At 69.5% G+C, this 24,379-nt stretch carries 26 protein-coding genes; 12 read left to right on the top strand and 14 right to left on the bottom strand.

Features of this window, described 5'->3' with window-relative positions; all coding sequences use genetic code 11:
- Positions 1 to 13 precede the first annotated feature (13 nt).
- Both ACFE64_RS06895 and ACFE64_RS06890 read right to left on the bottom strand, forming a co-directional pair.
- Positions 14 to 859, bottom strand: a complete 846-nt coding sequence (locus tag ACFE64_RS06895) for a rhamnan synthesis F family protein (RefSeq protein WP_375391724.1) — start codon at positions 857 to 859, stop codon at positions 14 to 16.
- A 65-nt stretch (positions 860 to 924) separates the two neighbouring features.
- A complete protein-coding gene (locus tag ACFE64_RS06890) occupies positions 925 to 2,397 on the bottom strand; it encodes an oligosaccharide flippase family protein (RefSeq protein WP_375391723.1) in 1,473 nt (490 codons plus the stop codon).
- Positions 2,398 to 2,565: 168 nt separating this feature from the next.
- On the opposite strand from ACFE64_RS06890, the gene ACFE64_RS06885 reads away from it, so the two are divergent.
- Entirely contained in the window at positions 2,566 to 3,510 is a 945-nt protein-coding gene (locus ACFE64_RS06885; RefSeq protein ID WP_375391722.1) for a rhamnan synthesis F family protein, read from the top strand.
- A gap of 8 nt (positions 3,511 to 3,518) precedes the next feature.
- Here the strand turns inward: ACFE64_RS06885 and ACFE64_RS06880 are convergent, their stop codons facing one another.
- The 6 genes from ACFE64_RS06880 to ACFE64_RS06855 form a co-directional block, all read right to left on the bottom strand.
- The gene (locus tag ACFE64_RS06880; RefSeq protein ID WP_375391721.1) at positions 3,519 to 4,904 is read right to left on the bottom strand and encodes an exopolysaccharide biosynthesis polyprenyl glycosylphosphotransferase; all 1,386 of its coding nucleotides are present in this window, start codon (positions 4,902 to 4,904) and stop codon (positions 3,519 to 3,521) included.
- A 151-nt stretch (positions 4,905 to 5,055) separates the two neighbouring features.
- The gene (locus ACFE64_RS06875) at positions 5,056 to 5,850 is read right to left on the bottom strand and encodes an FkbM family methyltransferase (RefSeq protein WP_375391720.1); all 795 of its coding nucleotides are present in this window, start codon (positions 5,848 to 5,850) and stop codon (positions 5,056 to 5,058) included.
- Between the two features lie 110 nt (positions 5,851 to 5,960).
- Positions 5,961 to 6,245: a helix-turn-helix domain-containing protein gene (locus ACFE64_RS06870; RefSeq protein WP_375391719.1), complete on the bottom strand. Its 285-nt coding sequence runs from the start codon at positions 6,243 to 6,245 to the stop codon at positions 5,961 to 5,963.
- 274 nt (positions 6,246 to 6,519) lie between these two features.
- Positions 6,520 to 6,732, bottom strand: coding sequence for a hypothetical protein (locus ACFE64_RS06865; protein ID WP_375391718.1), 213 nt, complete (start codon positions 6,730 to 6,732; stop codon positions 6,520 to 6,522).
- 99 nt (positions 6,733 to 6,831) lie between these two features.
- On the bottom strand, positions 6,832 to 8,040 hold the full coding sequence (locus ACFE64_RS06860) for a GDSL-type esterase/lipase family protein (RefSeq protein WP_375391717.1): 1,209 nt from the start codon (positions 8,038 to 8,040) through the stop codon (positions 6,832 to 6,834).
- Entirely contained in the window at positions 8,040 to 8,306 is a 267-nt protein-coding gene (locus ACFE64_RS06855) for a hypothetical protein (protein WP_375391716.1), read from the bottom strand. Before ACFE64_RS06855 ends, ACFE64_RS06860 begins: the two co-directional genes overlap by 1 nt.
- Positions 8,307 to 8,452: 146 nt before the next feature.
- On the opposite strand from ACFE64_RS06855, the gene ACFE64_RS06850 reads away from it, so the two are divergent.
- Entirely contained in the window at positions 8,453 to 8,719 is a 267-nt protein-coding gene (locus ACFE64_RS06850; protein ID WP_375391715.1) for a hypothetical protein, read from the top strand.
- A gap of 12 nt (positions 8,720 to 8,731) precedes the next feature.
- Here the strand turns inward: ACFE64_RS06850 and ACFE64_RS06845 are convergent, their stop codons facing one another.
- Complete coding sequence (locus ACFE64_RS06845) at positions 8,732 to 9,685, bottom strand: UDP-glucuronic acid decarboxylase family protein (protein ID WP_375391714.1); 954 nt, start codon at positions 9,683 to 9,685, stop codon at positions 8,732 to 8,734.
- Between the two features lie 248 nt (positions 9,686 to 9,933).
- Between ACFE64_RS06845 and xrtV the strand changes: the two genes are divergently transcribed.
- Together xrtV and epsI are read left to right on the top strand one after the other, a co-directional pair.
- Positions 9,934 to 10,818: an exosortase V gene (gene xrtV / locus ACFE64_RS06840; RefSeq protein ID WP_375391713.1), complete on the top strand. Its 885-nt coding sequence runs from the start codon at positions 9,934 to 9,936 to the stop codon at positions 10,816 to 10,818.
- Complete coding sequence (gene epsI, locus ACFE64_RS06835) at positions 10,805 to 11,500, top strand: exosortase-associated protein EpsI, V-type (protein ID WP_375391712.1); 696 nt, start codon at positions 10,805 to 10,807, stop codon at positions 11,498 to 11,500. The genes xrtV and epsI overlap by 14 nt, the downstream gene beginning before the upstream one ends.
- A gap of 4 nt (positions 11,501 to 11,504) precedes the next feature.
- Here the strand turns inward: epsI and ACFE64_RS06830 are convergent, their stop codons facing one another.
- Entirely contained in the window at positions 11,505 to 11,753 is a 249-nt protein-coding gene (locus ACFE64_RS06830) for an XrtV sorting system accessory protein (RefSeq protein ID WP_375391711.1), read from the bottom strand.
- A 73-nt stretch (positions 11,754 to 11,826) separates the two neighbouring features.
- Between ACFE64_RS06830 and ACFE64_RS06825 the strand changes: the two genes are divergently transcribed.
- From ACFE64_RS06825 to ACFE64_RS06815, 3 genes are read left to right on the top strand one after another with little or no spacing between them, the layout of a single operon-like run.
- The gene (locus ACFE64_RS06825; RefSeq protein ID WP_375391710.1) at positions 11,827 to 12,678 is read left to right on the top strand and encodes an EpsD family peptidyl-prolyl cis-trans isomerase; all 852 of its coding nucleotides are present in this window, start codon (positions 11,827 to 11,829) and stop codon (positions 12,676 to 12,678) included.
- A 24-nt stretch (positions 12,679 to 12,702) separates the two neighbouring features.
- Positions 12,703 to 13,785: a glycosyltransferase family 4 protein gene (locus tag ACFE64_RS06820; RefSeq protein ID WP_375391709.1), complete on the top strand. Its 1,083-nt coding sequence runs from the start codon at positions 12,703 to 12,705 to the stop codon at positions 13,783 to 13,785.
- Positions 13,782 to 14,978, top strand: coding sequence for a glycosyltransferase family 2 protein (locus tag ACFE64_RS06815; protein WP_375391708.1), 1,197 nt, complete (start codon positions 13,782 to 13,784; stop codon positions 14,976 to 14,978). The genes ACFE64_RS06820 and ACFE64_RS06815 overlap by 4 nt, the downstream gene beginning before the upstream one ends.
- On the opposite strand, the gene ACFE64_RS06810 is transcribed toward ACFE64_RS06815, so the two are convergent.
- Positions 14,975 to 15,724 carry a WecB/TagA/CpsF family glycosyltransferase gene (locus ACFE64_RS06810; protein ID WP_375391707.1) on the bottom strand — a complete coding sequence of 250 codons (750 nt, stop codon included), beginning with the start codon at positions 15,722 to 15,724 and terminating at the stop codon, positions 14,975 to 14,977. The genes ACFE64_RS06815 and ACFE64_RS06810 overlap by 4 nt on opposite strands.
- Positions 15,721 to 17,286, bottom strand: coding sequence for a tetratricopeptide repeat protein (locus ACFE64_RS06805; protein WP_375391706.1), 1,566 nt, complete (start codon positions 17,284 to 17,286; stop codon positions 15,721 to 15,723). The genes ACFE64_RS06810 and ACFE64_RS06805 overlap by 4 nt, the downstream gene beginning before the upstream one ends.
- A gap of 180 nt (positions 17,287 to 17,466) precedes the next feature.
- On the opposite strand from ACFE64_RS06805, the gene ACFE64_RS06800 reads away from it, so the two are divergent.
- Genes ACFE64_RS06800 through ACFE64_RS06785 form a run of 4 tightly spaced genes read left to right on the top strand, consistent with a single transcriptional unit; the run spans position 17,467 to position 21,655 of the window.
- A complete protein-coding gene (locus tag ACFE64_RS06800) occupies positions 17,467 to 18,075 on the top strand; it encodes a polysaccharide biosynthesis/export family protein (protein ID WP_375391705.1) in 609 nt (202 codons plus the stop codon).
- Entirely contained in the window at positions 18,075 to 19,385 is a 1,311-nt protein-coding gene (locus ACFE64_RS06795; protein ID WP_375391704.1) for a hypothetical protein, read from the top strand. Before ACFE64_RS06800 ends, ACFE64_RS06795 begins: the two co-directional genes overlap by 1 nt.
- A complete protein-coding gene (locus tag ACFE64_RS06790) occupies positions 19,382 to 20,833 on the top strand; it encodes a GumC family protein (RefSeq protein ID WP_375391703.1) in 1,452 nt (483 codons plus the stop codon). Before ACFE64_RS06795 ends, ACFE64_RS06790 begins: the two co-directional genes overlap by 4 nt.
- Positions 20,834 to 20,842: 9 nt before the next feature.
- The gene (locus ACFE64_RS06785; RefSeq protein WP_375391702.1) at positions 20,843 to 21,655 is read left to right on the top strand and encodes a CpsD/CapB family tyrosine-protein kinase; all 813 of its coding nucleotides are present in this window, start codon (positions 20,843 to 20,845) and stop codon (positions 21,653 to 21,655) included.
- Here ACFE64_RS06785 and ACFE64_RS06780 read toward each other — a convergent pair.
- Positions 21,652 to 22,302, bottom strand: a complete 651-nt coding sequence (locus ACFE64_RS06780) for a hypothetical protein (protein WP_375391701.1) — start codon at positions 22,300 to 22,302, stop codon at positions 21,652 to 21,654. The two genes, ACFE64_RS06785 and ACFE64_RS06780, sit on opposite strands and share 4 nt — an antisense overlap.
- Positions 22,303 to 22,421: 119 nt before the next feature.
- Here ACFE64_RS06780 and ACFE64_RS06775 point away from each other — a divergent pair, with 119 nt between their 5' ends.
- Complete coding sequence (locus ACFE64_RS06775; RefSeq protein WP_375391700.1) at positions 22,422 to 23,639, top strand: glycosyltransferase family 4 protein; 1,218 nt, start codon at positions 22,422 to 22,424, stop codon at positions 23,637 to 23,639.
- 2 nt (positions 23,640 to 23,641) lie between these two features.
- Here ACFE64_RS06775 and ACFE64_RS06770 read toward each other — a convergent pair whose 3' ends face one another.
- Complete coding sequence (locus tag ACFE64_RS06770; RefSeq protein ID WP_375391699.1) at positions 23,642 to 24,322, bottom strand: class I SAM-dependent methyltransferase; 681 nt, start codon at positions 24,320 to 24,322, stop codon at positions 23,642 to 23,644.
- Positions 24,323 to 24,379 lie beyond the last annotated feature (57 nt).

Genomic DNA, 24,379 nt, shown 5'->3' with positions numbered 1-24,379 from the left:
GCGGGCGGCAGGCTCAATCGAGCCGGATGGCATCCGGGAGGGTGCGCAGATACGCCTCCGCGATCGCGGGATCGTAGCCCTCCGTCGCCAGCAGCGCGCGCCAGCCGGTCAGGTCGGCGCCGAACGGATTGCGGCGGAGCAGCTCGACCTTCACGTAGGGAAACCCGGCCTCGATCAGCGCGCGCCAGCCTTGCAGCGTCGGGTTGGTCGCCACGCCTTCGGTGAGCGGGAACAGGCTGGCGCAGGTGAGGCCGGCCTGTTCCATGATCGGCAGCAGCTGCGTTTCGTAATGATCGATGACGAACTGACGATCGCCGGGGCGGACCGAGCGCCAGAACAGGTCGAACACGGGCTCGCGCAGCGCGCGTGCCTTGAAGAACAGCAAGTAGCTCTGCAAATGCCGGCCGAGCTCCCGGCTCTCGGTCAGGCCGATCACGTCCGCGGACGTTTCCTGCACGGTTCGCAGCATCGCCGGGAAGGAGCGCAGCGGCCCGAACACGCTGTCGTTCACCGTCGCCAGCAGCGGCAGGTCGCGCAGCTTCGGGCCGAGCCGCCGGAGCGCGTCGCTCCAGGCCCCGAAATCATAGCCGCTGTTGAGACGCAGCAGCACCGCGTCAGCCGAGGCGAGCTGGTCGCGGCATCGCACGCGCGCCGGATCGTCGGAGACGACCACGACGACGGTCTGCCAGCCCGCGTCCGTCCAGGCGCGCAGGTGATGCACCGCGTGCGCGGATACCTCCTGCCCGCGCGCGAAGGTGACGAAGACGCAGGTCGGGCGAGGCGCCAGCGCCGGCCGCTTCAGCCAGCGCGTCCGCGCGCCGGGCCGATGCCGCGCATAGAGGCGCCTGGCCCTGCTCAACGGCCGCAGACGACGCCACAGCGCTGCCGCCTTTTGGGCGACGCGAATCGATTCCGACGCTTCGTTCATGCCTCGGGCTGACCACGCAGGTCGCGGGCAGGCAGCCGGCGCCGCGCCGCGCGCGCGACCGCGGCGGCTTCCTCCACCAGCGGATGACGCAGCCAGACCAGCCCCGCCGCCCAGATCGCCATGCCCAGCGCCGTCGCGCCGATGGCGAGGGGGAGCGGCGTGTCCGGCGACCAGCGTTCGACGACCATCAGCACCGTCACCGGCGCTACCGTTGCCACCGCGAGCCCCATGCCCTCGGCATAGGCCCGGTTGAGCGCCCCGGGGCTGATGCCCGACAGCCGCGTGACGTGGCGACGATACAGCGCCAGCCCCAGCAGGTTGTCGCAGAGCCGGCCCAGCGCGGCGCCGGCCAGGCTGAACGTGCAGCCGATGGTGAAGATCGCCAGCCCCAGCACGTTGCGGCCGAGCTCGATCTTCGTCTGCAGCGCCGTCTCGTTCTTGATGACGAACAGCTCCCAATTCATGCCGAAGAACAGCGCCACCACCTGCGCGAGCATCAGGATCGACAGGACCGGCGCGGCCGCGAGCCACTTCGGGCCATAGAGATGCATGATGACGACCGGGGAGAGTGCCGCCAGCCCCATCAGCGCCGGCCACAACGCGGCGGTGATCATCCGGAAGCTGCGGAGGAACGCATCGGCCAGCTCGCCCCTGGTCCGGTGCTCCTGCGACAGGTGGACGAACACCACGCGGGTCGCCGCGCCATACACATTGTCGAAGATCTGCGCGGAGAGGGACGAGGCTCGCGAATAAAGGCCAAGCGCGCCCAGGCCGAGCAGGCGGCCGAGGCTGATGTCGGCGATCCGGGCCGACATGCTCGCCGCACCCGAGATCGTCACCATCCGGAGCCCGAACGTCAGGATGGCGCGCCAGTGCGACAGGCTCATGGTAAAGCCGATATGCTCTCGGCCGAGGATAAGGTAACCGACCATTCCGGCCGCCGCTCCCGCCACATTGCCCCAGGCGGGAGCCATGTAGCTGGCGCCCCCGAAGGCCGCACCGATCGTCACCGCCGTGCCGGTCGCCGCGGTCGCGGTGCCGATCAGCGACAGCGCCTTGAACTGCATGTCCCGCTGCAGCAGCGTCGCCGGGCGGAAGGTGAGCACGCCGGCGACCGGGGTTATGGCGAGCAGCGTCATCACCCGTCCGGCCTCGCGCGACCCCAATACCCATTGCGATGCCTGCCCGACGAGGAAGACGACCAGCGCGAGCCCCACCGCGAGCAGGGCGTTCAGCGTGTGGGCGGTGTCGAGCACGTCCTTGGTCAGTGCCTGCTCGCGCACGACATACGCGCCGACTCCCAGCGTCGTCACGCCGGCGATCAGGCCGATCGTGGCGATGCCGATCACATAGATGCCCATCTCCGCGGGCGACAGCAGCCGCGCCACCACGACCGAGCCGACGAAGTTGACGAGGAACGAGAAGATCTGTCCCGCGACCGACCAGAAGAAGGCTTTGCGTGTGCTCACTAGGCGTCCGATGCCGATCGATAGGGGTTCGGGTCGCGGTTGCCCTAAGGGCCAAGCCCTTTAGGCAAGGTAAGCGACGGTGGCTACGCCGCGCGCGCGATTGCCCTGTTAACGAAGGGCATCGTAAGGCGCGCTTACACGCAGCCAGGTGGCGCGTCGGGGAACGGCATGAACAGGTTGCACCTCTTTGCAGTCAACGTCGCGTGGCGCGTGCTGAAGAAGGGTCCGCATTCCCGGCCACAGATCCGCCGCAGGGACAAGGTGGTGGCTGTGCCCTTCGCGCGCGTCGGCCCGACGGCGCGGACGTTGCGCGTCGCCGTGGCGATGCATATCTTCTACCCCGATCTCGCCCCCGCCATGCGGGCGACGGCCGAGAACATTCCCGCGCCGGCCGACGTCTATGTCTCGACCGACAGCGAGGCCAAGGCCGCGGCGATCCGGACGACGTTCGCCGGTTGGGACCGCGGCTCGGTCGAGGTCCGCGTCTGTCCCAATCGCGGGCGCGACATGCTGTCCAAGTTCGTCGCCTTCCCCGACGCGCTGCAGGCGCACGACCTGGTGCTCTTCCTTCATTCCAAGCGCAGCATGCATTTCTACGATGGGCAGAGCGACTGGGGCGACACGCTCTACCGGACGCTCGCCGGGTCGTCGGCGATCGTGCAGTCGGTTCTCCGGATGTTCGAGGCGGACGACCGGCTCGGCGTCGTCATCCCCGAGTATTTCGATCTTGTCCGCAAATGGGTCAATTGGGGAGGCAATCGGCGCGGGACGGGCGCGCTGGCGGAGCGCCTCGGCATCGATCTGGGGCAGGCGCGTGCGCTCGATTTTCCGGCCGGCTCGATGTTCTGGTGCCGGCCCGCCGCGCTGAAGCCGCTGTTCGATCTCCACCTCACCGCCGCCGACTTCCCCGACGAGGCGGGTCAGGTCGACCGGACGCTGGCGCACGAACTGGAACGGGTGATGCTGTTCGTCGCGGAAAAGGCGGGGTATCGCTGGCTGAAGGTGGTCGCGCCCGACCTGTATCGGAACCGGCGCAACCGCATCGTCGTGCCCGATGCTGCGCTGCTGCCGGGCGCGGTGGAGGCTGCCTACGCGCCGCTCCTGCCCGGCTGAGCGCGGTCTCAATAGGCGTTGCGGTGAACCAGCACGAAGGCGGTCCGCACCAGGATGGCGATGTCGCTGAGCACCGACCAGTGCGACAGATATTCGATGTCGCTTTCCAGCCGCTTGGTCAGGTCCGCCCGCACCTCGGTCGCGCCGCGATGGCCGCGGACCTGCGCCAGCCCGGTCAGCCCTGGCTTGATCGTATGCCGCAGCCAATAGCGGCGATCGACATGCCAGAACAGCTCGTCGCCCGCGCGCGAGCCGAGCGCGTGCGGGCGGGGGCCGACCAGGCTCATGTCGCCGTTAATGACATTGAACAGCTGCGGCAGCTCGTCGATGCTGGTGGCGCGGATCCAGCGCCCGACCCGGGTGATCCGCTGGTCCCCGCGCGCGGTGGATTGCGCGCCGTCCTGATCGCCCTGGTCGACATACATGCTGCGGAACTTGAACACGTCGAACAGCTGGTTGGCGCGGCCCATGCGTTGCTGGCGGAACAGCACCGGCCCCGGGCTCTCCAGCTTGATCGCGATCGCCGCCAGCAGCATCACCGGCGACAGCAGCACCAGCACCGGCGCGGTGATCGCCAGATCGAAGCAGCGCTTCAGGATGCGGTTGCGCAGGTCGAGCCGACCCACCGAGACGCGCACGCCGGCCAGCCCGGTGACACCGTCCTGGCCCAGCGGCTCGACATTGTGGAGCTCGGGCACCAGCAGCTCGCCGGCGCAATCGACGCTCTTGAGATAAAGCGACCAGCGCTCGCGATGCTCCACCGGGCAGGCCACCACCACCCGATCGGCGCCGGCGACGATCTGCGAGAAGCGGTGCAGCATCAGCGGATCGGCGAGTTCCGGGCGCAGGCCCAGTCCGTCGGCATCGACTCGCTCGAACCCGACCGGTATCGCCTCGCTCCAGCCGCCGTCGGTGATCAGCACCCGGCGGAAGAAACGCGGCCCGAGCCGGCGGATGATCTGCGGCACCAGCATCCGTACCGCCACCAAGCCGGCCAAGCTGAACAGCGCGCCCACGAAAAATGCCAGACGCGAAAGGTAGCCGCTGTTCTTCAACGCGAAGATCAGCACCAGCGTAAACCCCGACGCAGCCAGGAACGCGCCGACCACCTTGGGAATGCTGCGGCTGCGTGAGACCACCGCCCCGTAGGTGTAGCAGCCCGAGTACAGGCTCACCGCCATGAACACGGGAACGATCAGCAGGTAGGAATGGGAAAGCGTATCGTTCAGCCGCGAGTGGCGGAGCAGATCCGCGCCGACGAAGGCGCCCAGCACGATCAGCAGATCCGCTGCCGCCAACCCGCCATAGATCAGCGCCCGGATGACCTGCGTGTCCACGCCCCTGGCGATCAGGGGCGCTTCAGCGTCGCTCTTGATCAGCATGTGCGCCGTCATGCCCGAGCTCCGTCGCAGCGTCACGCGAATCGGTCCCGCGTAACTCGTTGCCGCACTGCACCATCACCCTTTGCCATATCGCTGACAAGGCGCGCACCTGTCCTAAATCGGGATTGGACTGCCACCGATGGCGCGGCCCGCAGCGTAGGCGTCACGGCCGCGGGCGGAAGCACGAGACGTTGAGCTGGAGATCGAAACCGCGCTCGATCCGCTCCACGAACGGCAGCCGTGGCGCGTGTGCTCCGTTGATGATGTAGCGGAAGCCCTTGGCGGCGACGAGCTCCAGCAGCGCGGCCAGCCGCTGCGGCTTGCCCGGCGTGCTGTGATATTCAAAGAACAGATGGTCGACCTGGTCGAGCTCGGGCGCGATATCGAACAGCACCTCGTTCTCCGCGCCTTCGATGTCGATCTTCAGGAAGTCGCACGTGCACTCGCGGAGGCGGTCGCGCAGCCGCTCGGCGCGCACCTCCGTCTTCTGCGCCTTGCCCAGGAAGTCAGTTTCCGTCGATCCGGCAAGCGAGCCTTCGGAGTAGAAGGTGAGGGTCGTGTCCTCGATCCAGGCCGCCGCCTGATGCAATTCGACGCCCGCGACGCCGCCGACATTCTCGCGCAACAGCGTGAAAATCGCCGGGTCCGGCTCGTACGCGACAACGGTGGCGCGCGGATAGAGCCGTTTGAAGTAGCGGACGCTGAGGCCGATGTTCGCGCCCGCGTCGACGATGTGCGGGGCCTCCGTCTTCGCGTGGAAGCGATAGACCTCTTCCTGGAAAATCTCCCGGACCGAGTGCAGCAGCCCGTGATTGTCCGAATAGCGGACCGGTTCTCCGAGCAGGCGCGTCTCGCCCACCTGCATGGGCGGCGCAGCGAGGACGCGACGGTAATCGCGCGCCGCCATCAGGCCGTGCAGCGGAAGGTAGCGGCGACGGGCGGTGGAGATGAGGCTCATGGCCTTCGCCTATCAGAGCGATCGGCGGCGATAAAGGAGCGGCACGACCCGCCGATGCACGCCACCCCCTTATCAACCGGGCGCGGGCGCGCGCCGGTCCGATCCTTCTCCTAGACGAGACGCAGGCGATAGCCGACGGCGCGCTGGTTCACCACCGCCAGCGGTATGCCATGCTGCCGCAATGCCCTGTTCAGCAGGCAGATCTGTGCGGTAAGCATCTCGCCATAGGTGTCTTCGTTCAGCGACGACAGGAACAGTGCGTCGCGACAGACCACGCCCGGCGCCCGGCGGGCGAGATGGTGGAGAAGTGACAGCCGCTGCGGCGAGAGATGGAAGCGCCGCCCCGCCCAGCTCGCGCCGTCCTCGAGCGAGACGGCAAGCGCGTGCCAGCGCACCGGCGGCCGAGGATCGCCGCAGCAGGGGCAGTCGGACGACGCGGGTCCATCGTGCGTGGAGCGGTGATGGTTCGGCGCCAAGTTGATGACGTTCATAGCGCGGTCTCACGCGCCGCCTGGCCTCGCCGAAGCCTACGTCCGCAAATCTCGGGAGATCGAAGCGGAAGAGACGCCGCTTGGCGACCGTCGTCAGGGCGGACCCATGCGCGGCGGTGACAGTCGCTTGTGCTTGAAATTCTGGGCCGGACTGTCCGCAGCCAAGCAGGTCGACCGGTCAGCCGTCTTTGGGCGGCGTCACCGATATGCCGTGTTCGGCCAAGAACCCGACGAAACTGTCCCAATACAGGTTCTGGACAATCCGTTCGACGCCATAAGCCGCAATCAGAACGATGATGATCATCAGCGGCCGCGCCTGCAGCCAGGCGGTGATCCGACCTAATCGCCCGGGGCGGGCTGGCGGCTGATCGTCGGGATCGCGGTCGTCCATTCGGATCAGCTAAGCGAACCCGATCCGACAACGCAAGGCCTACTCCGCTTGCGGACGTGTTCCACGCCCGCCGCCGATCGTCGACCCGATGCGCGACCCTCACGCGGCCATCGCCTGAATGCAGCGCCGCGCCACCCGGCCGATTTCGGCCGCCATCGCCGCCAGCGGGTGGGTGCCGTCCGCCGTCCGCGCGCCGAGCGCCGAGGTGTAGGCGCCGAAATATTCGTAGAACGACATGAACGCGACGCCGTCGCTCACCGCCTGCGCCTTCGCGGCCGCGTTATAGGCCTGGTACGTGGCGTCAGGAATCGACTGCACGGCGTACGGGAAGCAGAGCAGCACATCGCCCGACAGCTTGGCCCTGGCGATGATCGTGTGCAGGTTCGCGGCGAAGGCGGACGCGCCGACGGCCGCGTTCATGTCGTTGATCCCGCACAGGATGATCGTCAGATCGGGCGCCTCGAACGCCAGGTAATCGAGGTCCGACCAGTGCCCGCCGTCGTGGTTGGTCGTGGCGAGCTGGGCCGAGGTCGCGCCGCAGGCTGCGCCCACCTTGATGTCGATCGCCTTGGCTGCGCTCGCATAGGCGGTCATGCTGGCCAGTGCGATAGCACTCGCACCCGTTCCACCGGTGGCCCCGAACTCCCCATAATGGCTGCCACTGGCGGAGGCGCCGGTGAGCGTGATCCGGGTGAACCCGAACGCGCCGCCGTTGGTGCTGATTGCGCCGGAGGCTGGGCCACTCACCGGGTTCGCGCCGTCCACGTCGGTGCCGAAGGTGGCCGTCGCGAAGTTCAGGTAGACGATCTCGAACGTGTCCACTCCGGCTGCCGTCAGCCGCATGATCGAGCCGGCCTGGTTGACCCAACAGGAACCGCCGGCGAACCGCTGGTCAGCGGTGGCCGACCACGTCCCGTGGCTTACGCGAGGGTCATACGCAGAGAAATCGACCGCCCCACCGGTGACGGTCCCGATCGCACCGTCGCCGACGAACGCATTGTCGAGCGCCGGATAGCCGATGCCGGTCAGCTCCGCCGCCAATGCGGCCGGCCAGCGGTTCGCCCGGGCGCCGGTCAGGCGGAACGCATCGGCGGTCGTGCCGGCGCCTTGGCCGAAACTCACGCTGTCGCCAGCGATGTAGAACTTCGCCCGCCCCGCGCCGTTCGTCACCCGCGCCAGCGCCGCCTTCAGCGCCGTGTTCGCGGACCCGTTCAGCGCGGAGCCGATAGGCAGCGGCAGGGCGGGGAGCGTCGGTCCCCCACGGCGGCGCCGCGCGGCGTTCTCCGCGCCGAAGCCGAACGCGCGCATCAGGCCAGCCCGACCAGGTCGGCGGCGGTGGTGCCCGTCGCGCGAACGTGACTGGCGCGAATATCCACAACTTGCCCGGCGGCCACGTTCTTGAGCGTCACGTCCGCGGCAGCGTCCACGCCGCGCAGCACCAGCGTGCCGCCCGTGCCGACGTAAAGGGCTTTGGGGAGGGCCGGCAGTGCCGTCGCGTCGCTCGGGACGATCGGGAAAGGGGCGCGGGCCGGCGCGAGCAGGGCATCGCCAGCGGACTGGAACGGATCGAGCATGAGTCGTCTCCTGGTTGAGAGACGTTCCCTCTATGTTCGTGTTTTCCTTGTAGGACAGCAGAATCTTTGTGTTTGGCCGGTGAAGGACAAGTTACGGTTCGTTAAGTCGCGGGGTAGATAAGCCGCAGGCCAGAGCCGGAGCGATCATGCCCAACGCCGCGCGTCACCACGAACCCGAATCGACGCCGGCGATCGCGCCGGCGGCGCCCGTCTGGGCTGACGATGCGCTCGGCCCGGTCGGCGCGATGCACCGGGCGATCGAGGAGCGGATGCTCGGCGGGGCGGAGATGGTCGCGGTGCTGTCGCTGCGGCCACGGCCGGCCGAGGCGTTCGCCCGCCTCGCATCCCGGATCGCAGGCTGGGCATCGGTCGCCGCGTGCGGCGCCACCGCGCTGGTGCTACTCACGCGCTGAGCAGCGCCCCGGTCAGGCGAAGCGGCGGAAATATTCGACGGTGCGCACCAGCCCTTCGTCCAGCGCGACGGTGGGCTGCCAGTCGAGCGTCGCCTTCGCGCGGCTGATGTCGGGCTGGCGCTGTCGGGGATCGTCTTGCGGCAGGGGCAGGTGGCTGATCTCGGATTTCGAGCCGGTGATCGCGATCACCTTCTCGGCCAGCTCGCGCATCGAGAACTCGCCGGGGTTGCCCAGATTTATAGGGCCGGTGACCGCGTCGTCGGTCGCCATCAGGCGCAGGAAGCCCTCCACCAGATCGTCGACATAGCAGAAGGAGCGCGTCTGGCTGCCGTCGCCGTAGATCGGGATCGGTTCGCCCTTCAGCGCGGCGATGATGAAGTTGGAGACGACGCGCCCGTCGGCGGGGTGCATGCGCGGGCCATAGGTGTTGAAGATGCGCGCCACCTTGATCCCCAGCCCGTGCTGGCGACGGTAATCGAAGAACAGCGTCTCCGCGCAACGCTTGCCTTCGTCGTAGCAGGAGCGCGGGCCGACCGGGTTGACGTAACCCCAATAGTCTTCGGGCTGCGGGTGGACGGCGGGGTCACCATAGACCTCGCTGGTCGATGCCTGGAAGATCTTCGCGCCGGTGCGCTTGGCGAGGCCCAGCATGTTGATCGCGCCGTGAACGCTGGTCTTGGTCGTCTGCACGGGATCGTGCTGGTAGTGGATGGGCGAGGCCGGGCAGGCGAGATTGTAGATCTCGTCCACCTCGACATACAGCGGCATGGTGACGTCGTGGCGCAGGAACTCGAAGCGCTCGTGGGTGCGCAGGTGATCGATGTTCAGCTTGGCGCCGGTGAACAGGTTGTCCACGCACAGCACCTCGTGACCCTGGTCGAGCAGCCGGTCGATCAGGTGCGAGCCGAGAAAGCCGGCGCCGCCGGTGACCATCACGCGTTTGCGGAAATTGTACTGGCGGGCCATGGTTGTCGCCGTCTCCCTGATCGACCCGGCGCTACTAGCCGGTTGCGCGCTGAAGCCAAGAGGCCGGGCATGGCGGTACCGCCCGATCCGGGGCAGCGGACGCGAGTGTCTGCGCGATTATGGTCAACGTCGCGTTCTGCGCCGACCCGGCCAAGGCTTGGCCGGTTGCGGCGGTCGTGATAGAGGCACGGCCAGGCGACGAGGCTTCGGCGCGTCGGGGTAGGGCTTGATCAAAGGGTATGGTGACGATGGCGACCCTCGCACCGGCGCAGCGGGCGCGGCTGGGGCCTGTCGGACCGTTGGTCCTGCTCGCCGGGCTGGTGCTGATCGTCGCCGCCCCGATGAACTATATCGCGCAGGCGGTCTGGTCGACTGAGTCGGGCGCGCACGGGCCGATCGTGCTGTTCACGGGCGCATGGCTGGTGTGGAGGCTGTGGCCGGCCGCGCGCGACGTGGTGCGGCCCGCTCCCGCCTGGCGCGTCGCGCTCGCGCTCGCGGTCACCCTGCCGCTCTACATCTTCTCGCGCATCGTCCAGATCATCGAGATCCAGGGATTCCTCATGTACGCGGTGGTGCTGACCGCCGTCTATGGCCTGATCGGCGGCCGCGCGATGCGGGTGCTGTGGTTCCCGCTCTTCTATTTCGCCTTCATGTTTCCGCTGCCCGACACGCTGGTGGCGGCGCTCACGGGCTCGCTCAAGATGGCGATCTCGCACACGGCGGTCGCGATCCTCTACCAGTTCGGTTATCCGATCGGCGGCGCGGGCGTGACCATCCAGGTCGGGCAGTTCGAGCTGCTGGTCGCGGCCGCCTGCTCCGGCCTCAACTCGATCGTCGCGCTGAGCGCGATCTCGCTCTTCTACGTCTATCTGCGCCACCAGGCGGACCTGCGCTACGGCCTGTTGCTGATGCTGCTGATCCTGCCGATCGCGGTGTTCGCGAACCTGATCCGCGTGCTGATCCTGATCCTGCTGACCTATCATGCCGGGGAGGCGGTGGCGCAGGGCTTCGTCCACAGCTTCGCCGGCCTGACGGTGTTCGCTGTCGCGCTGGTGACGATCTTCGCGCTCGACAGCGCCCTGGAGCCGCTATGGCGGCGTTTCGTTCTGAAGGATGCGCATGGACGAGCTTGAACCGCAATCGCCGGGGCTGGACCGGCGCATGGTCGTGATCGGCGGCGCGCTGCTCGCCGCGGGCGGCGTCGCGGCGGCGCGCGTGCCGCATGTCGTCGCGCGGCCGGTGCGCAAGGCGGAGCTGGAAAAGCTGGTGCCCCGGCAGATCGGCGACTGGCGCTATCGCGACGAATCGGGCCTGGTGCTGCCGCCGTCAGATGCGTTGAGCGATGCGCTCTACAGCGGGCTGGTCACGCGCACCTATGCGGCGCCGAACCGCGACCCGGTAATGCTGCTGGTCGCCTACAGCAACAAGCAGGACGGGATGATGCAGGTGCACCGGCCCGAAGTCTGCTACCCGGCCGGCGGCTACAAGCTGACGTCCACCCGGCCTGTGGAAATCCCCAACGGGTTGGGCGGCACTATTCCCGCGAACAGCTTTTCGGCCGACGGCATCAGCCGCACCGAGCAGGTGCTGTATTGGACGCGGGTGGGAAGCTATTTCCCGGTCAGCTGGACGCGCCAGCGGCTGGCGGTGATGCAGGCCAACATCGACGGGGTGATCCCCGACGGCGTGCTGGTCCGGATCTCGACGCTGGCGCCGGATATGGCAAGCGCGCTGCCCGATCTGACCGCCTTCGCCGCCGCGCTGGTCCGCGCCGCGCCACCCGTCGGGCGGCGGCTGCTGGCGAACGTCGCGTGAGCGCTCAGCGCTGCGGCCAGGCGCCGAACGGCTTGAGTACGATATGGATGTAGGCCAGGATGCCGACGATGATGGCGACGGCGACGATCGGCGCCCCGTGATTGCCCGCATAGTTGGCGATGGCGCAGCCCACCGAGGGGACGAGGTATTGCCAGAGATGGTCGACCGGCTCGGGTTTGGACGAGCGCTCCAGAAACAGCACGATTAGCCCGCCGAAGATGCCCAGCGAGATCCAGTCGAACACCGTTTCCATGGAAAATCGTAATCCTCTGCCCGTAGGACGGCGGTCATACGCCCGAAACCTTATCATTTACAAAGGAATGTCGATGCGCAACACGCTTCACCTCACCGCGACCGCCGCGGCGCTGGCCCTGATGCTCGGGACGGCGGCCTGCGGCAAGAAGGCGACGGGGCAGGTCGCCGCGGTCGTGAACGGCGACGAGATCACGCTGCAGGAGGTGAACGCTGCGGTTGGCTCGGCGAAGCTGCCCGAAGGCGCGGACAAGCAGAAGGTCCGCAACGCGGTGCTGCAACGGCTGGTCGATCAGCGCCTGATCGAGCAGCAGGCCAAGTCCGACGGACTCGATCGCGATCCCGACTTCCTGCTGCGCGAACGCCAGGGCACGCAGCAGCTGCTGATCCAGCTTTATGCCAAGCGCGCCGCGGACACGCTGCGCGTCCCCGATCAGGCGACGGTCAGCGAGTTCATTGCCGCCCATCCCGAATCCTTTGCCAACCGCATGATCCTGTCGGTCGACCAGGTCGCGTTCGTCCCGCCTGCGGATCAGAGCCAGCTGGCCGGGTTGCGCGACATTCACACGCTGGACGGCGTTGCGGCCTATCTGAAGGGCAAGAACATCGCGATCCAGCGCACCGCCGCGAAGATCGATTCGTCCAAGGTGCCGCCGGCCATGCTGAAGCAGGTGATGGCGCTGCCCGCGGGTGAGCCGTTCGTGGTGCCGGGTCCGCAGGGCGCGGTCGCGAACGCGATCACCGGCAAGGAGGCCGCGCCGCTGCCGCCGGAGCAGGCGCAGCCGCTGGCGGTGCAGATGATCCGCGCCCAGGCGCTGGACAAGATCCTGCAGCAACGCCTGCAGGACGCGACCGCCAAGGCCAAGATCAGCTACCAGCCGGGCTTCGGTCCTGCGCCCAAGCCGACGCCTGCGCCCAAGAGCTGAGTCGCGACCGACCCTGAGCGCGGCATGCGCCTGCTCTTCGCCCTGCCGGGCTTCCATCGCTATGATCGCGGGGCGGAGGTGGCGCTGCTCGCGGTGGCGGACGCCTGCGCGCGCGCCGGTGACGCGGTGACGGTGATGGGCATGGGCCAGCCGCGGCCCGGGACGGCCTATACGTTCCGTCACGTGCCCGCGATCGGGCGCGTTCGGTTCGAGCGGCTGCCGACCATGCCGGCGCTGCGCGACGACACCGCCTATGAGGAGCTGAGTTTCGCGCCCGGCCTGCTCGCGCGCTTCCGCCCCGCGGATTACGATGCGACCGTCACCTGCGCCTACCCGTTCACGAACTGGGCGCTGCGGCGGCCGCGCTGGGGGCGGCGGCGGCCGGCGCATGTGTTCGTCACGCAGAATGGCGACTGGCCGGCGACGTCGGGAGCGTCCGAGTATCGCTGGTTCGGCTGCGACGGTCTGGTGTGCACCAACCCCGATTTCTACGCGCACACCAGGGACCGCTGGCACGCCGCCCTTATCCCCAACGGCGTCGATCTCGCGCGCTTCACGCCTGGGGTGGGCGAGCGCGCGCGCTTCGGCCTGCCGGCGGACGCGCCGGTCGTGCTGATGGTCAGCGCGCTGATCGAGAGCAAGCGGGTGCTCGACGGCATTCGCGCGGTGGCGCGCGTGCCGGGCGCGCATCTCGTCGTCGCCGGCGACGGCGCATTGCGGGAGGCGGCGGCCGCGCTCGCGGCCGAGCTGTTGCCGGAGCGTTTCCAGCGCCTCACCGCCGCGCCCGCCGACATGCCGGCGCTGTATCGCTCCGCCGACGCGCTGCTGCACATGTCGCTGCTGGAGCCGTTCGGCAACGTCTTCATCGAGGCGATGGCGTGCGGGCGGCCGATCGTCGGCCACGACACGCCGCGGCTGCGCTGGATCGTCGGCGATGCCGAGGCGCTCACGGATACCACCGATCTCGACGCCGTCGCGGCCGCGCTCGCCCATGCGCTCCGACCCGATCCGGCGGCCCAGGCAGCCCGCATCGCCCGCGCCGACCGCTTCGGCTGGCAGCGCGTCGCCGCGGAATACCGCACCTTCATCGCCGAGCTGATCGGATGAACGGGCTCGCCGTGCTCGGCGGGGTGCTGGCGGCCGCGCCGGTGCTGCTGCTCGCCATCTATGCACTGGAGGTGACCGCGGGGTTGCCCAGGCAGCGTCGAACCCCGGTCGACGACGGACCCGCTCCGGAAACCGTCGTCTTGGTTCCCGCGCACGACGAGGCGGCAGGCATCGCCGCGACGGTGCAGGCGCTTGTCGCGCAAGCCGGCCCGATGACGCGGGTCCTGGTGGTCGCGGACAATTGCGCCGACGAGACCGCCGCGCGCGCGCGCGCCGCCGGCGCGGATGTCCTCGAGCGGCGCGATCCCGCCCGGCGCGGCAAGGGCTATGCGCTGGCGTTCGGGCGCGAGGCCTTGATCGCCGCGCCGCCCGCCTGCGTGGTGATCGTCGACGCCGATTGCACGATCGCGCCGGGCGGCCTCGGCCGGCTGGCGGGCGAAGCCGTCGGGCGTGGACGGGCGGTGCAGTCCTGCAATCTGCTCCGCCCCGACCCGACGGCCGCGCCCACCGCGCAAATCTCCAACTTCGCCTTTCTGGTGAAGAACCTGGTGCGCCAGCGCGGCATGGCGCGGCTCGGCGGTGTGGCGGCGCTGACCGGCACGGGCATGGCGATTCCCTGGCCGTTGTTCCGGGACGCGCCGCTGGCGAGTGCCGAACTGGCGGAGGACCTCGCGCTCGGCGTGTGGCTGGTGCGGCAGGGAGTGCCTCCGGCGTACCTGGAAACGGTGAACACCTGGAGCGACTCGGCCAGCGGGCGCACGCTGCTGACGCAACGCGGGCGGTGGGAGCGGGGGTTCCTGCGGACGGCGCGGCTGCAGGCGCTGCCGCTCGTCGGCACCGGGATCGCGCGGCTGTCGCCGAGCCGGCTCTGGCTTGGCCTGCACCTGCTCGTGCCGCCGCTGGCGCTGCTGTTCGCGCTCGCGGGGGGGATGCTGGTCGTGTTGGCCGTGCTCGCGCTGCTCGGGGCAGGAATCACCCCGGCGCTGCTGCTGGTGGCCGCGCTGGCCGCGGCGGGCGGCGCGACGGTGCTGGCCTGGTTCCGCGAGGGGCGCGCGCAGGTCAGCGGCCGTGCGCTGCTGCGGGCACCGGCCTATGTGCTGATGAAGCTGCCCGTCTATCGGACGATGCTCGGCCGCGGCGAAGCGAGCTGGGTGCGCACCCGGCGTGCGGGCGAAGACGAACGCGGCGCCTAGCGCCGGCCGTGGCGCATCCAGATGGCGAAGACGCGCGGCCCCTCCACCAGATAGCGCCGCCACAGCCGCCGGGGCTCGCTGCCCAGCCGGAACGCCCATTCCACGCCCAGCCGCTGCATCCAGCGCGGTGCGCGTCGCTTCTCGCCGACGATGAACTCCAGCGAGGCGCCGACGCACAGGCCGACGCCGCGCGCGCGCCCACGCTCGCGGCAGCGCTGCGCCGCGACTTCGCTCTGCGGTGCGCCGATCGCGAAGAACACCACGTCCGCGCCCGCGGCGGCTACATATGCCTCGATGGCATCCATCGCCGCATCGTTTCCGAGCACGCCCATCGGCGGTTGGTGCTGGGTGAAGGCGATCGCGGGATAGCGATGCGCCAAGGCCGGCAGCAGCGTTGCCGAGCCGCCGACCACGGCCACGCTCCGGCCCTTCATCCGCGCGTCCGCGAGCACCGCCGGGGTCAGGTCGCTGCCGGGCACGAGGGACAGCCGCACCCCCGACAGCCGCGCCAGGCGCGCGAGCACGCGGCTGTCGCACAGCACCAGCGCCGCATCGCCATAGGCGGCCGCGAATGCCGCGCCGGTCGCGCCGCCGCGCTCCAACCGCACGATATGATCGACATTGGGGGTGACGACATAGGAGAAGTCGGATCGCTTCGTCCGTTCGAGCACGGCGTCCACGACCTGCCCGAGGCTGAGCCCGTCGAAGGCGACATCGAGGAAACGCGCGCGGGGCGGTGGGCTCAACTCAGCCGGCCGATGAGCGCGACCGGCGGCGGCGTGCCGGGCGGCAGGTCCAGCCCGAACCGCCGTCGCGCGGCGGCCAGCCCGTCGGCCGCCTCCGCGCGACAGCCGGGATCGCCGGAGCCGCCGCAGGTGCCCGCATAGAGCTGCCACCCCTTCGGCAGCGCGGGGGAGGCGAGCGCGAATTGGCGCGCGACCTCGGCGGCATGCGCCGGATCGCCGAGACCGGGCAGCGCCGCCACATAGGCCGCGGCGATCGGCAGGCTCTGCGGCGCCGCCGCGCGTCCGTCCTCGAACGCGCGGCGCACGCCCGCCGGCTTGCGGTCCGCCGCATAGGCGCGCGCCAGCCCGAGATAGCCCTCGTCCCACTGCGGGTAGTCGCGGATCACCCGTTGATACGCGATCACCGCGCCGGCCGGATCGCCGCCGGCGAGCGCCGCCTGCGCCTTGATGAGCAGGGCATCGCCATTGTCCGGGTCCTTGGCGATCACCTGGTCGGCAGCGGCGATCGCGGCCGCGCCCTGCCCCAGCGCGGCCTGCGCGCGCGCGGCGAGCGCCCGGACCTCGATCGACCAGCCGGTGTCGAGCGGCTTCAGGATGGCGGCAGCGGCCTGCGCACGCCCGGTCGCGATGAAATAGCGCGCGACCGCCAGCCGCACGTCGACGGCCGCCTTGTCCGCGACATGCGCGATCTGCTCGGGTGTCAGCGCGTCGCGGTCATAGCCGTTCCAGAGCCGCGCGAAGCGCCCGAGCTCGGCGGGATCCGCGATCTGCTCGTCGAGCAGCCCCGCCACCTCGCGCCGGGCGTCGTCCGTCCGGCCCAGCTTGTACAGGGTTTCCGCGATGTCGAACCGCACGTCGCGGTCGGCGGGCTGCAGCGCGCTCACCCGTTGCAGCGCCGCCAGGAACGCCGGGCCGTCGCCGCCGCCGCGCTGCAGCTCGGCGAGCGACATGGACATCTCCAGCGTCGGACCGTTGGCCTTGATGCCCTGCTGGACCAGCGCCAATGCGCCGGCCCGGTCTCCGCTCAGCGCCAGCGCGCGCGACTTCAGGATCAGCCCGCCGGAATCGTTGGGCCGCGCCGCGAGCACGCGGTCGGCGAAGCCGATGGCCGCGTTCAGGTCGTTGCGGACCAGCCGGATGATCCCCTGGATCAGCAACGCATCGGGCTGGCCGGGATTGAGCACGAGCACCTTCGCGGCATCTTCGCCCGCCTCTTCGACATGACCCGATCCCAGGCCCGTCTGGGCGGCGCCCAACAAGGCCTCGGGATTGGTCGCCTCCAGCGACAGGGCGTTGGCATAGGCCTGATAGGCCTCGCCGCGCCGGCCGAGCGCCAGCGCGATGTGCGCCTGCACCAGATACACCGCCGGCAAGTCGTCGCGGGCGCGCACCGCCTTCAGGATCAGCGCCTGCGCCTGCGCCGGTTGCCCGGCGTCGAGCAGCTGCTGCGCCTGCTGCGCCATGCCGGTGACCTTCTCCTCGCTGGGCGTGCAGGCCGGCACGGCAAGCGCGAGCGCCAGCGCGACGATGGCGGGCGCGGCACGGAGGCGCGAAATCGACATGACGGGGCGGTTTCTAGCCTGCGGTAACGCAAGTGCAACAGGTTGGCGTGCTAATGGCGGCGTTTTCATCCTCGCCAGTGCCGGTGAAAGCCGATATGAGCGCGGGCCATAAGGCAAAGGGGCCGGTAACCTATGTTTGTTCAAGTGTCGCGCGGGCGAGCCCTTTCGCTTGCCGCGATTATGTGCAGCCTGGCCGCGCCGGTCGCTGCCCAAAAGACCGCGTCGGTCTCGCCCGAGGTGACGCCGACCACGCCGCCGGCGGTGGTCCGCAGCGCCGACGTGATCCCCTATCGCATCAATGCCGGTGACGACATCGAGATCTACGTGTGGGGCGAGGAGCGGCTGCAGCGCGAGATCCGCGTGCTGCCCGACGGCACCATCGCGATGCCGCTGGTGGGGCAGCTCACCGCGCAGGGGCTGCTTCCCGAACAGCTGCAGGATGCGGTGTCGAAGCGGCTGGCGGGCCAGTATCGCGGCACGCCGCCGCAGGTGACCGTGTCGGTGCGCAACCCCGCGGGGCTGCAATTCTCGATCATCGGCAAGGTGCGCTCGCCGGGCTCCTTCGCGCCGGGACGCTATGTCAACCTGTTGGAAGCGTTGACGATCGCGGGTGGCCCGGCCGAGTTCGCCAATATGGACAACGTGTCGATCGTGCGGAAGACGGGCGGCAGCGTGACCACGCTGCACGCGAGGCTCTCGGGCGTGCTGAAGAACGGCGTGCCCAACGGCCGCCAGGGTGAAGAGGCGATCCCGCGTATTCAAAGCGGCGATACCATCATCGTCCCGTGATGACGCACCTAGTCCCCCCCTCGACCCGCCGCGCTCGCCCCAGCGCCGGCCTCATCGTCACCTCGACCGTGGTCGCGGCGCTGTGCGTGCCGGCCGCGGCGCAGGCGCAAGCCCGTTGGGCCGTGCAGACCTCGGCCAGCGCCGGTGTCGAGTCCAACCCGTATTTCTCGTCGGGTTCCGGCGCGGCGTTGACCGGCACGCTGGACATCCAGCCATCGATCGTCCTCGATCTGCCGCGCACCACGCTCCAGCTCAGCGGCGACGCGCAGGCGGTCTTCTACGATCGGGGTCTCGATCCGCGCGAAACCCTCAGCCTGAACGGCTCGGGTACGCACCGGCTGAGCGAGCGGACGACGTTCTCCGCGCAGATCGGGTTCGTGGATGACATCGTCGGCTCCGTCTATGCCGGCGCCATTCCGTTCGTGGACCCGGTGCTCGCCGTCGCGCCGGCGGCGGGCCAGGGGACGACCGACGCAACCGGCGTGACCACCACGCCCGTGACGACCCTGCCGGCCACGCTTCCGGTCTATCTCAATGATCCGACGCTGGGTGAGCTCGGGCGTCGTCGCCAGACCTATCAGGCCAGCGGCAACATCAGCACCCTCATCTCGACGCGCGATTCGATATCGGCCGGCACCGCCGTTTCCCTCAATCGCTACGGGCAGCTGCAGGATTACAACTACGCCGCGCCGTCGGCGTCTTGGCAGCACGCGCTCGGCCCCCATTCATCGGTCGGGGCCGGCTTCCAGGCGGGCTTCATCAACTACCTGCATACCAATCGCGGGGACGCGACGACCTATGGACCGCAGCTGCTCGGAACCGTCGATCTCGGCAACAGGCTGATCGCGTCGGGAACCATCGGGATCACCTTCGCCAACCTGCACGACCAGATCGGCGGCAACCGCACGACCAGGAGTCTCAGCGGAACGTTCAACCTGTGCCGCCAGGGCGACCGGAGCAGCTTGTGCGTGAACGGCGCACGGCAGGTTTCACCATCCGCCTTCCAGGGTGTGACGACCGTCAGCATCGTGACCGGGACGTACAGCTATCGCCTGAGTCCGAAGAGCAGCGTCCAGGCGTCGGGAAGCTATTCCCATTCCGACAGTCCGCTGGACCCTGGCTTGACCGGCTTCGGCGGCAATTCGGTCGATTACGGCAGCGCCTCGGGCAGCTATTCGCGCCGGCTCGGCCCGAAACTTTCCGGGTTCGTTTCGGCCGGCTATGCCCAGCCCTTCGGCGGCCAGAACCGGCGCGGTGCGGATATCAACGGCCAGATCGGCGTCAGCTACAGGTTCACCCCCCGGCCATGAAGCACACGGACGAGTTCGAGGCGGAGCAGGCCGGCGGCGCCTCGTTCCTGAGCCATCTGCCGACGGTGCTGTGGCAGCGGCGCTGGTGGATCGTCGCGCCGCTCGTGCTCCTGTCGATCGCCGGTGTGGCGGCCGCCTTCCTGCTGCCGCCCCGCTACACGTCCACCGCGACGCTGCTGGTGCAATCCGCCTCGCTGCCCCAGGCGATCGCGGCGGGCAGCCCCGACGACGTGGTCGATCGGCGGATCGCGCGTATCCGCGAGCAGGTGCTGAGCCGGCCCGAGCTGATCGAGCTGGTCAATCGTTACCAGCTCTACCCTCGCCAGCGCGCGCGGGCAGCCCTGTCCGATCTCGTCGCGACCATGCGCGCCGCCGTGACGATCGCGCCGCTCGGCGCGGAGATGCAGAGCGTCGCGAGCGGCGGCTCGACCATCGCCTTCACCCTCAGTTACACCTATGCCGACCCCGTCCGCGCGCAGGCCGTCGCGCAGGATCTGACGGAGCAGGTGCTGCAGCTGGATGCCACGCACACCTCGCAGCAGGGTGACGCGGCAGTGCTGTTCCTGACCGACCAGCAGCGCGGTCTGCAGGCTCAGATCGCGCAGCTGGAACAGCAGATCGCGGGCATCAAGGGTGCCAATGGCCAGATCCTCACCAATGCCGGCCTGAGCGTGGGCGGGGGCAGCAGCGGCAGCTACGACATGCAGATCGCGGGCCTGCAGCGCGAGAATTCGCAGATATTGAGTCAGCGCAACTTGGTAGCTTCGCAGGACACGCGCGATCCGATGGTCGCCCAGGCCGAAGCCGCGCTGGCGGGCGCGCAGGCGATCTATTCGGACGACCATCCGGACGTGAAGATCGCCCGGCAGCGGCTCGCCGAGGCCAGGCAGCTGGCGAAGAAGAACATCGCCAAGATCCCGACCCAGGCGCTCGACGACGAGGTCGCCTTCAACAACCGCCAGATCGCCGCGCTGCGTGCGGCCGAGGCGAGCGACCGCGCGCAGGCGAGCGCCGCGATCGGTGCGCAATCGCGTGCGCCGGTAGTGCTCCAGCAGATCGCGACGCTCCAGCAGCGGCTCGACAACCTCAACGCCCAAAGCAAGGGCATTTCGGACCAGCTGCTCGCCGCCAAGGCCGGGGTCAAGGCGGAGAACGAGCAGCTCGGCCAGCGCCTGTCGGTGGTCGACCCGCCGGTCGTGCCCGACGAGCCGAGCTTTCCCAAGCGGTGGATGCTGATCCTGGGCGGCCCGGCGGCCGGGCTGGCGATGGGTCTGGTGCTGGCGCTGGCGATCGAGTTCCTGCTCCGGCCGATCCGCGACCCGGCAACGCTGACCGAACTGTTCGGCGAGGCGCCGCTGGGCGTGATCCCGACCGTTCCCGCCACCGCCGGCGCGTCGCACCGCCGCCTGTTCGGTTGGTTGCGTCGACGCGCCAAGGACGACGAGTAGGATCACGCGATGACCGACACCTCCCTCCCTGCCGCCGCGACGGCCGGTCATGTCGACGCCCCGCGGGCGCCGATCCGCATCCCCGCGCCTGACGAGCTGCCGGTGCTCGACATCGATCCCCAGCGGCTCGCCGAGCGTCGGATCGTCGGCTTCCAGTCCCGCGACATCCGCTCGCGGGCCTTCAACCTCCTGCGCCATCAGGTCTCCAAGCGACTGGCGCAGCAGGACTGGCGCCTGCTCGGTCTCACCTCCGCCGCGCCGCAGGCCGGCAAGTCGTTTATCTGCATCAACCTGGCCGCGGCGTTGTCGCGCCTGCCCGGCCGACAGGTCTACTTGTTCGATTTCGACCTCCGCCGCGGCTCCGTGGGGCGCGAACTCGGCCTGCCGCGCCGCCCGGGCCTCGGCTCGTTCCTGGAGGGCGAGACCGACGACCTGCGCGAGATCGGCTGCCGGGTCGGGCCGGAAGGGTTCGCGCTGTTCCCTTGCGTGCCCAAGTTCGAGCGCTCGGCGGAGCTGTTCGCGACCGGGCTGTTCGCGCGCCTGGTCACCGCGCTGCGCGCCCTGCCGCGCAGCGCGATCGTGCTGGTGGATTTGCCGCCCGCCTTCGCCAACGACGACACCGCAGTGATCGCGCAGCAGCTCGATGCCTTCCTGATGGTGGTCGAGCAGGGCGTGACCACCAGGAAGCAGATCACCGGCACGCGCGAGCTGCTGCAGCCGACTCCGTGCCTGGGCAGCGTGCTCAACCGCTACGAGGGCGGCTGGTCCGATCCCTACGGCTATGGCTACGGCGACAAATACGCGAAATACTACGCCGCCTAGCGGCGCCGGGTAATCCGGCGTTTCAGCCGGCGCGCGGCATTCGCCGCCTCGCGCAGCCCCGGCCAGCGATCGTAAAAGGCGAGATCGGCGATGTCGGTGCGCGACGGGCGTTGGTTGCCCAGCGGCGGCACCGCGAAGCGCGTCCGCACCTCGGGATGCGCGCGCCGGAACCAGACGTAGACGGCGTCGATCGGCGGATGCTCGCCGGTGTAGGTCAGGTCGCGCAGATAGGCGCTCACCAGGCGGGCGCCCCGTGCGGTGAAGCCCATCATGTGCGCGCCGAAGATGCCGCTGCCGGCCAGATCGCTCGGATCATAGGCCGTGTAGCCGCCATAGAAGATGTCCCAGTCCGCCGGCGCGTCATACGCGCGCGCATGGGACGCGAAGTCGCAATCATCCTCCAGGATCAGCACCGACTGGCCCGCCGCCGCAGCCTCGTCCAGGATCGTGCGCTGGCTGGCGTAGACGCCGCGCGCGCCGGTCGAATAGAAATCCCCCGGCCCGTCGGGGCGGATGGCGGCGAAGAACGCGACGCGCGGATCGCCGGCCAGGCCGACGCGCGCGAGCTCGGCCTCCATCTGCGCGCGCCGATCGCGCCGATGCGCTAGGTTGATGATGCGGATGCGATCGAACGCGTCGAAGATCATGGCGTCGCTATGTCACGCCCGCCGCCGATGGCAACCACGCGCGGGCGGTGCGATGGACAGCCTGTGGGCCGGATGGTAGCCGCCCGGGCGAGGCCGTGGCGGTCGGTTCGGAGCGGCGCGTGACGGCCAGGATAGCCTATCTCATCAATCAATATCCCAAGCCCAGCCACAGCTTCATCCGCACCGAGATGCTGGCGCTGGAAGGGCTCGGCGCCGTCGTCGACCGTATCGCCATGCGCGGCTGGGATGCCGAAGCGGTCGATCCGCTTGATCGGGCGGAGCAGGCGCGGACGCGCTATGTATTGCAAGGCGGCGCGGCGCCGCTCGCCGTCGCGCTGATCCGCACCGCCGCGACCCGCCCGGGCCGTTTCCTGGCGGCGTTGCGCGCGGCGTGGCGGCTGTCGCGCGGCGGCGAGCGTGGGTTGGCGATCCACCTGATCTATCTCGCCGAAGCCTGCGTCGCGCTGCGCTGGATCGGCGAGAGCGGCGCCGACCACGTCCATGCCCATTTCGGCAGCAATGCCGCCGCCGTCGCGCTGCTGGTGCGTGCGCTGGGCGGGCCCCCCTACAGTTTCACGGTTCACGGCCCCGAGGAGTTCGACAAGCCGCTGCAGCTCAAGCTCCGCGAGAAGATGCGCGCGGCGGCCTTCGTGGTGGCCATCACCAGCTTCTGCCGCAGCCAGCTCTATCGCTGGGCGGACTTGGCCGACTGGCCGAAGATCGCGGTCGTGCATTGCGCGATCGATCCGCGCTTCGCCACCGATGAAGCGCCGCCGCCCGCCGTGTCCGAGCAGCTCGTGTGCGTCGGCCGATTGTGCGAGCAGAAGGGGCAGCTGCTGCTGGTCGAGGCGGTGGCCGAGCTCGGCCGGCGCGGCGTCCCGGTCCGGCTGGTGCTGGCCGGCGATGGCGAGATGCGCGCGGACATCGAGGACGCCATCGCCGCAGCGGGGCTGGAGGAGCGGATCACGATCACCGGCTGGATCGGTGCGGACCGGGTGCGGGCGCTGCTGGAAGGATCGCGCGGGCTGGTGCTGCCGAGCTTCGCGGAAGGGCTGCCGGTGGTCATCATGGAGGCGATGGCCCGCCGCCGCCCGACGCTGACCACCGCGATCGCGGGCGTGCCCGAGCTGGTGCGCGACGGCGTGGAGGGCCTGATCGTGCCGGCCGGCGATCGCGACGCGCTGGTCGATGCGATGACGCGCCTGCTGGCAATGGACGCGCCCGCGCTGGCGCGCATGGGCGAAGCCGCCGCGGCGCGCGTCCGCGAACGGCACGCGGGTGCCACGGAGGCCGCCAAGCTGTTGCGACTGGTCGACCGCGACGCGGCCGACCAATGATCTCAACCGTCGCCGGTTGCAGGTTTCCGCAGCAATACCAGCGAGACACGATACGGTCGGAAGAGCCATAGCAGCTGGTGGGCGGCCGGCCACCAACGGCGCGGCCGATAGAACGGGATCAACGTCCGCAGGACATGGCGCCCCAACGCCGCCGCCGGCGCCGGTTTCGTTCGGATTTCATCAAGGTAGCTGCCGGCAGCGATCTCTTCGGCGGCGGCGACGTCCCAGCCGGGCAGGAGCGCGGCGATCGCGCCCGGCGTCGGCCGATACATCGTGTCCAGCGGATCGGGATGATAAGGATAGCTCCGCGGCACGGTGAACAAGCAGTACCCGCCAGGCTTGGCGAGCAGGCCGCATGCGGTCGCGAAGGAGGCTGGGTCGGTGAGGTGCTCCAGCAGGTTGCTGCAGATGATGAGGTCTGGCGCGTAGGCGATCAGGCGCTGCTGGAAGGCCGGATCGAGCAGATCGCCCACCGCGTCGACGCCGTCGTCCTCCTTCATGTCGCAGTTGACGATGCGGCAACCGGCGCGGGCGAGCGGCTGCAGGATGTCCGCTGCGATGAACGGCTGGACCTGCTCACGGAAGGTGCGCGTGGACGACCCTACGTTCAGGCACACCGATCCTTCGCCAAGCCCGAGCCCGGAGATCCATCGGCCGATCAGGGCAGCTTCCTTCGGCAGCATCGTGCGACATCCCTTCAGGTCAAGCGGGCAACGGCCGGTTGTGGATTCCGCGGTGGG

It is taken from the genome of uncultured Sphingomonas sp., assembly GCF_964250165.1.
Lineage (GTDB): Bacteria > Pseudomonadota > Alphaproteobacteria > Sphingomonadales > Sphingomonadaceae > Sphingomonas.
The sequence above is the reverse complement of the archived record's forward strand: the minus strand, read 5'-3'. Positions and strand labels throughout refer to the sequence as shown.